Genomic DNA, 8,042 nt, shown 5'->3' on the forward strand with positions numbered 1-8,042 from the left:
AAAAACAAACTAATGATGACCATTGATTTGCAAGCACACTATTTACCAGCAGCTAAGCATTTAGCCGCCAACGACCCATGAGCTAATGAACCAGGAAACTAATGCCCCCTACTAACCAACCATCCCACCAATGACTAATGACCGATTCCTTTTTTGAATTTTAACTTTTGAATTAAAATAATGGCGTTCCCTGCGGGCCGGGCTGTCCGTTCATACGCGCACAGGCATTAAGCGCCGGGCCGGTATCCACTTCCATCACTAACGCGGGCTGCGGGGAATTGTGGGCTTAACGTTATACAAGAACACCGTGATTTGCATGCGGGCACACAGGCCTGGAGGCCTGCGGCAGCGAAAAGTGCTTGCGGTAGCTGGGGGCTAAATTATTCCACAAAAGGGAGCACCGTTTTAAATTTGGCTTTGTCAAGCGCTTTTCCACTTCTAATAGCTTTTTGCCAATCGCCGTCTTCCGGATAATAATCACGTACTCCCCAAATTACATAAACCATCTTCAGAGAGTTGTCAGTAAGAAACTGTTTCAAAAGATCTTTCTTGATATAACAGAAGATTTCTTGATCCACATATGAGTTTTTTAACTTATGGCTAAAGCTTGCCAGTGATCCACTTGAGTCATACAAATCGGTTGACTGTGCAGTCCGCGTCAGCTTAAAATGATCAATAATATTCTTGCTGGCGTAAAATTTATGTTTAAGAACACGTACTGGATGCATGATACGGATATCCTTCGATCTTTGCCTGATTTCCTGACGTTCATAAGTAACTGGCTTCAGCTCAGCTTTCATCGATTCGAGTGCTTTTATTACTGTCATTACTGGCCGGCCATTTTGAAAAAACAGCGGGCTAAGAGGTGGCGGAATTCCCTTAGGCATTTCAGCATCAAATCCCTGCTTCCCTGTTTTTCTTTGCAATTCAAGAAACGCTGATTCTCGTTTTGAACCTGTTAAAATAATATCGTTTATAAAAAGTTCATGTTTTTCATACTTGACCTTCACTTTGCGTTCCACTAAAGTGCAATGCCAAGTTTCCATTTTATTAAAGGGAATTGCTCTCCCATCAGGAATTTCGCCTCCCTGAACGCCATCTGAAAACGGGGGGTCAGAAGAAACTCCAATATTTGTCGCTTCCGACAGTATTCGAAATGTTAGGGAATAATCTTTTTCGGGTATCATTATCGCTTCCATATATTTGAAAAACTGCCGAGTATATGAAGGCTTGCATTGGTGAAAAAAGCCATGTAGCAAACTCCAATCACCTTTTCTGCCAAGAAAATCAGATATTTGTAGATGTTCTGTTGGATCAATAACGGATCTATTATTGCACCAACTGATGATATCTGAATTGACATCAATATAGTCAGAAGTTATGAACCTTGAGGGTGTTGTTTTCGTCATCGTGTCAACTACCTGGCTGGGCTCAAATTGCGGTTTCTCCATACGTAAATTTCCGGTTTCTCTGAAGTTTCGCAATAACATACGGTCATCGAGATAGCCGCATAATTCTTGGTAAGCAATGTCAATATATTTATCCGCATAGCGCTTAATATCCGGAAATAAATCGCCGTATGCAGATAATCCAGCAATCTCTTTGTCCAATTCTCCAAATAAAGCAAAATCGTAGCCGAGACCGTAAGCCCGCCATCTTAAATTACCAAGGCGTTCTAAATAAATATCCGTTGGACGGTACTCGTCACCAGTCGAACTAATTGCGAACATTTTTTCTTTGCCAAATCGGTGATGTATTAACGAATTGCCACTGCGATACTCTTTTTCGTTTTTGTCTGTCTCCGTTTCCCATTGTGTAACACCCAGTTCCAAGAATGTTTTTTTAATGATTTTGAGTTCGGTAGTTTTAGCAATAGCCGGAATTTTAAAAGAAAGAAGTTCCAAAGTCCGATATGCATAATCTCTTATAATGATATGATTAGTGGTAATATTACTATCCTTATTAAACAAGCTATCTCTTATAAAAGCAGCCAATTTATTGAACCCATCGTCCAAAATATCGATACTGGATTGCGTTAGCGCCAGTTGCAGATTATAACATATCATACTTAACCATTCGAATATCGTTGGGTCATTGACACTTGCAAAACGAAAATAGAAGTTCAAAAAACCAGTGGGATTTTTAAATCCATATGTATACAGCGCATCGCTTACTTGTTGTTTCAGGGTTTTATTCGTCGTCGTTAAATTCCAGATAAGGTATGTTCCTACCAATTCAATTTTAGCTTTTTGCTCAGTTGTGTGTACGTTAAGATTTTGTAAGCGCTTAAACTCGGCGATGAGACCACCTACAAAGCCATCCTCTGACGCTCTGATGTGTTCTGTCCAAACCACATCCCGCCTGTTCATCGGCATTTTCCACAATAAATGATCAAACAAACTAAAATTGAAAGGGTGATTTACCGCGAACAAAACTGGTTCACATTTTGTCAAAATTGGTATTAAATTGGCTTCTTCGGTTAAAAGCATCCGGATATAATTTATCTGATCTTCGGGAATATATTGTGGAGAAAGTGTGAGTGTTGCTGCAATAGACTCTTGTAAGAGTTTTTCGTTGTTCTTACTTGTACTTTGTTCCTCCCAAATTAAGTCATGAACAAATAATTGCTTTTTTATAGGCAGTAATGTACAAAGCGCTGTTAGTATGTCTTCGTTCTGAGGGTGTTCTATTATGTATTTGTTGTTGGATAGCTTATCCATATCTGGGCCGTTTAGAAATTCTTTGATATCCACGACAGTTTCAATTAGATGTTTTGCGATCACGTAACCTGTCATAGCATCGTAAGTGATATAAATGTGATCGGATTCTTGGTAGCTATCGCGCGTAAACAACAATTCCTCATCAAGTAGCGCTTTTGTTGCGGATTGATAATAGTTGCTAAATCCGGTTGGGTCTGCAACTTCTATAAGGTTTTCCAGCTCAAAATGACGTGATGGAGTGTCCCACAACATTTGAGCGATCTTATTCAGGATATTACTGGCCAATTTCCTGTTTTTTCCTATCGGAGCCCAGCCATATTCTGTTAACCTTTCAAAGATCTGGCGGTCACAGCGATCAATAAATTTTTCAAATATTGTATATATGGAATCGTATCCCAACGTAACCTGTTTAATCTCTTTGCGTTCCGGGTTTATGGTTTCGCAATAGATCTTTAGATATAATGGCCTTCCAAATTGCTGGAACGAAACGAATGAATAATCAGCTTCTATTTTGTAAACATCGAAATACTTTTGAACAAGCTTTTTTTTATCCTTTTCATTTATGAAACCGTAAAGTGGGTGAAAACGAGAATCACCATTTATTTTAAAATCCGGCCAAATTATAGACTGATAAGATGGCCTGCAGGTCGTAATTAATACAAGATGATCACGAAGGGAAATCTCATTTTCCAACACGGGCATATCTCGTTTGAGAATAGGGTTAAGTTGGCCGTTCTGGATAATTGCTTCATTTAAGCCGTCTATTATAAATGGCACCCTTACATTGCATATTTTCCCGATTTCATTCAATGTGTCTAATAAATCGCCAAAATTATGGCCTGCACGAATATCCAATTGTCCAAGTAACTGCTCAGACAAAGGTTGGTCAGTATTGAGTTTTATAGCAGAGAAAAATAGGACAGGGTGCTTTTTGGATAAATAGTCTTTAGCAATACCTATACACAGGTTGGTTTTTCCTGCACCGCCTCCTCCATAATAATGTGCAATCTGAGTTTTGAGTGGAATACAGGTATCTCGAATATAATTGTTTAGATTTTCGATAATCTTCTTGCAAGAACTTTCGTGGGCGACGAGGGAATTATATTGTATCTGGTTGTCTCCCTCCATATCCTCTTCTTCTGTTATCTGGTTTCTGATCAATTTTTGCGCTTCTTGATCTGCCATTCCTAAAATGTGCGACATCTCATTAATGATCTCGCTAAAATCAGATCGATGAAATTTCGTTATATCATTTGCATTTAGGCGTTCCAGCCGGTTGTAAATGGCCGCTTGATTCTTTGTGAAAATTTCATTGAATCTTGCAATTCTTCCGCGGTAAGTCGAAAATGCCGTTTGAAACGCTTTGTTTGTAATTTTCATTTCGTCTAACTCAATAATGCTTTGCTCGTAGGTATGAGTTAAAACGTCAAGGTATTCTTTTATCCTATCTTTAAATCCACTGTTACACAGTAAAGGATTTAGGTACCAGTATTCAAATTCACCGTTTGGAATATAAAGGTTCTCTTCGAACTTGTTTTTGACGAGGCTGTAGGAATTATTAAAAGTTTTTTGAAACCAGTCGTTATCTAACTCAAGAAGGTTAAAAAATGACTGCCAAATTCCGTTGAATTGGGGTTGATAGACCTTTTCATGAAAAAAAGAGTGTGACCAAGGAATTATTTCCACATTGCGGCCGGTTGGGATGTTTTTAGGGAGTTCCTTTTTGAACCAATTATCTTCGGCTTTATTAAAGTCCATTGGAATACATAGGTACCATTTGGTAAGATTGGGGTGAACTTCGAGCGCACGTCTCAATGAGTCTATGATAGCCTCCTTCCGATTACTATCTCTTAACCTTGGGCTATTCTCGTAATATTTTGCTTGCCATCCCCACTCTTCTCCATTAAGTAATGTTAAAAAAAATTCAACACCATCTCCGCCGCCGCTATCGTCTACCGGTGTAAAATTTCCCATTTGTCCATATAACCTGATTGCAATCTGGTAGCATAACTGCTCAAAACTTTTTGTCTTTGCGGTTTTATAGGGTTTAAGCTTACTCCAATCTAGCATTGGTAAAAAATTAACAGGGTTAAATAGTCTAAACTAATAAAAATTTGCTTCCCCTAAATATTTAGAACCGCATTAAAGTAAGAAATTAAAAATTCTTCCACAGCTACCACGAGCCCGCCTTGGCGCAAGTCTTGTGTGGCTACCCCTCCGCTGGCGCACGCGTGTCGCGTGTGCCCCGCTGATAGGTCTGCAACATTTTTCCATCGTTTATGGTTAAGAACTGGGTTAACGAATAGGACACACGCGACACGCGTGCGCCAGCAATCCGTATTACTCCAGCTACCGCAGGGTCCCCGCGTTCGCGTTAGGGATTGAAATGGGTACCGGCCCGCGAGCGTAATGCCTGCAGGCGTATGAATGTAAAGCCCGGCCCTGTTTCTACCAACGGGGAAACCCTCTGCTGGCGCACGCGTGTCGCGTGTGCCCCGCTGATATGTCTACAACATTTTTCCATTGTTTATAGTTAAGAACTGGGTTAACGAATAGGATACACGCGACACGCGTGCGCCGGCAATCCGTATTACTCCAGCTACCGCAAGGCCCCCCCCGCGTTCGCGTTAGGGATTGAAATGGGTACCGGCCCGCGAGCGTAATGCCTGCAGGCGTATGAATGTAAAGCCCGGCCCCGTTTCTACCAACGGGGAAACGCCATGGAAGAAGTATCAAGTAGTAAGTATCAAGTAGCAAGATGGATGGGTGAGAGGATTTTAGACGAAGGATTTGGGGAATGATGAATTATGTGCTAAACTAAAATCCTAAATGCTAAATGCGTTTAGCTTAATGTTATTTGAGGGGGGGCGGCTTAATGCATGGTGATTGCTTTTGGCATTTCAGTTTGCTTATATTTGAAAAACGAAAACCGCATGGCCATCAGATTGGGTGATTTTTTCCCTAAAAAACCGGTAAATGAACCGGCTTTACAACTTGACGACCCCAAATGGGATACTTTAGAAGGCGGCTACAAAGGCACGCCATACAATGCTTCGGTAGCCTTAAAAAAGCTGGAACAGGCAAACGACAAGCAAGCCATTAACCATATTTACCAGGAGTTATGGAACGACCTGCATCACCAGGGCGATGTGGGACTGGCATCGTATTATGCCGTTCCTCATTTGGTGAGGATAGCCCGCGAAAAGCAATTTGTTGATTATAATGTACTGGGGCTTGTTTCGGTCATCGAAATACAACGGCATAAGGATAACCCGCCGCTGCCCAGGGCGCTATACCCTGCTTACAATGAAGCCATAGCCAATTTAGGCCAACTGGCCGCTGAGGCCATAAGCCAACCCTGGGACTTAAGCCTGGCATCGGCTGCGTTAACAGCTATTGCATTGGCCAAAGGCGAAATTAAACTGGCAAACGCCATACAAAACCTGGATGACGAAGGTACAATAGACGAATTTTTAGAATCGTATTAGTGTTATGTTAATCAGGCAATAACGCATAGTGTTTAGCAGGGCAAACGCATCTAAATAGTTAACGGCGATAAGCTTTTATTTAATTGCTAACGGAATAAGCTTATAGTGTCGGCAAGATATAAGCATCAAACAATACCTTGTTTATTGGCTGATCGTGGTTAAATGATCCAGGAACCAAAAGGGCTTGTATTGGTCAGCAACAGGCACAAATATTTGGATGTTTCTAAGTTGCACGGTCGGTTTAGTGTTAACCATGATAAATTACAAATAACTGACTATCAGATTTTTATAAAAAACATATTCGAAATGTGTTAAGTTATGTTAACCCAATTTATATGCATCTGCCCTGTAGTCCTTAGCCGAAAGTTTTAAGTTCTAAGTCAAAAAATAAATTGGACTTTTGACTTAAAACTTAGTACTATTGACTTTACATTAGAATTATTTGAAAATAATATGATACTTTTATCGGAAATGAAAAAAACCTATTACCTGTTATTATTTATGCTGACGCTATCGGCAGCAGCTAAGGCCCAAACCAATTGGGTAACACAAAACCTGGGTGCAAAACTATCGGTAAAATTCCCGTCCGAACCTGAAAAGGTAATTAAAAACGGAGTTGAAAGTTATACCGTAAAAGCGAAAGACAGTGTTATATATAGCGCCGGCGTGATAGATTTTGAGGTTGTAGCCCATGTGGATTCGGCAGGCCTGGCACCAATGAAGGATACACAGGAATTTGCCAATCAAATGAGGACGGGTTTTGCTTCGAAAAAGCCGACCTATACTTTTGGAGATATCACCATAGGCAAATGGAAAACGTATACCAGCTATAGTTTTTCGGGAGTTGAAAACACTAATAAAAATAAGGCAATAATACATATGATATTAATTGGCAGCAAAATTTACTCATTCGTGTGCCGGGTGCCCCCTAATCTGGTAACCCAAAATAACGATGTGTTTTTAAATTCGGTTGAGCTATTGAAGAAATAAAAATAGCCCGGTATGGCAGATGTTGCCTTACGCTAAAACATTTTAAAGGCTGGGTGCAGGCGGTTTACAACACCCGCCTGCGTACAATAACCCTGCTGCGTGGCACAACCGGCCGCACCACCACAACCCTCGGCCTGGCTGGCACTACTACAACCCTTGGCCTGGCGGCAACTACCACCCTGCGGGCAGGTGCGCGTACTACTACTATCCTTGTTTGCGCTTCAGTTTGCAACTCCACCCCAACACTGATGGCTATAAATAAAATAATCTTTTTCATGGTGCTTTTAATTTGTTGCGGTAAAGTTGTCATGAAAACACCCAGCTGCGTGCCATTAAAACGGTGAGCCTGAAAAACAAGGGGGCGAAACGGCGGGACGGGGAGTTTCAGAGGCGGGTAAGGCTTGCGGACTTGAAGTCTTATGTCTGAAAAAAGGTGTTGCGGTTGGGTAAAAAAACGCCCCAGGTGAGCCGTTTTCAAAGCTTCCAAATAGCGGTAATAAACATGTTGTAACTTATTGCATATTTATTGCCTATTAGTACCAATAACCTGCGCAGGAAGTACATCTTTTTACCACAAACGTGTACCTTTTGTAAGCTAAATTCAGCAAAGCAAGGTATCCAACCGAACACCAATGAACTAATGAATGATTGAACTTTTCAAAACGCAAAAACCCCTCATCAGTATGATGAAGGGTTTCACGATTCAGCCTTTAAGGCGGATAAGATTTGGCACCGACCTACTCTCCCACGTTTTACCGCAGTACCATCGGCTCTGGCGGGCTTGACTTCTCTGTTCGGAATGGGAAGAGGTAGACACCGCCGATATAGGCACCTGAATTTCTTT

Annotated in this window: 4 protein-coding genes and 1 rRNA gene; 2 read left to right on the forward strand and 3 right to left on the reverse strand. The window is 41.1% G+C overall.

Going from position 1 to position 8,042, the window contains the following annotated elements; all coding sequences use genetic code 11:
- Positions 1-380: 380 nt before the first annotated feature.
- Positions 381-4,790, reverse strand: coding sequence for a hypothetical protein (locus AC1DU2_RS21335; protein ID WP_477386693.1), 4,410 nt, complete (start codon positions 4,788-4,790; stop codon positions 381-383).
- Positions 4,791-5,653: 863 nt separating this feature from the next.
- Here AC1DU2_RS21335 and AC1DU2_RS21340 point away from each other — a divergent pair.
- Together AC1DU2_RS21340 and AC1DU2_RS21345 are read left to right on the forward strand one after the other, a co-directional pair.
- A complete protein-coding gene (locus AC1DU2_RS21340) occupies positions 5,654-6,208 on the forward strand; it encodes a hypothetical protein (protein ID WP_477386694.1) in 555 nt (184 codons plus the stop codon).
- A gap of 471 nt (positions 6,209-6,679) precedes the next feature.
- Positions 6,680-7,198 (forward strand): hypothetical protein, encoded by a 519-nt coding sequence (locus tag AC1DU2_RS21345; RefSeq protein ID WP_477367443.1) that lies wholly within the window; start codon positions 6,680-6,682, stop codon positions 7,196-7,198.
- 64 nt (positions 7,199-7,262) lie between these two features.
- Here AC1DU2_RS21345 and AC1DU2_RS21350 read toward each other — a convergent pair whose 3' ends face one another.
- Together AC1DU2_RS21350 and rrf are read right to left on the reverse strand one after the other, a co-directional pair.
- Complete coding sequence (locus tag AC1DU2_RS21350) at positions 7,263-7,475, reverse strand: hypothetical protein (protein WP_477386696.1); 213 nt, start codon at positions 7,473-7,475, stop codon at positions 7,263-7,265.
- A 447-nt stretch (positions 7,476-7,922) separates the two neighbouring features.
- A 5S ribosomal RNA gene (gene rrf, locus AC1DU2_RS21355) occupies positions 7,923-8,034 on the reverse strand.
- Positions 8,035-8,042 lie beyond the last annotated feature (8 nt).

This window comes from Mucilaginibacter sp. P4_C11, from assembly GCF_056402115.1.

Bases quoted from the DNA above. Each gene is read 5' to 3' on its own strand.
- AC1DU2_RS21350 (WP_477386696.1), bottom strand. From the start codon at position 7,475: ATGAAAAAGATTATTTTATTTATAGCCATCAGTGTTGGGGTGGAGTTG.
- AC1DU2_RS21345 (WP_477367443.1), top strand. From the start codon at position 6,680: ATGAAAAAAACCTATTACCTGTTATTATTTATGCTGACGCTATCGGCA.
- AC1DU2_RS21340 (WP_477386694.1), top strand. From the start codon at position 5,654: ATGGCCATCAGATTGGGTGATTTTTTCCCTAAAAAACCGGTAAATGAA.
- AC1DU2_RS21335 (WP_477386693.1), bottom strand. From the start codon at position 4,790: ATGCTAGATTGGAGTAAGCTTAAACCCTATAAAACCGCAAAGACAAAA.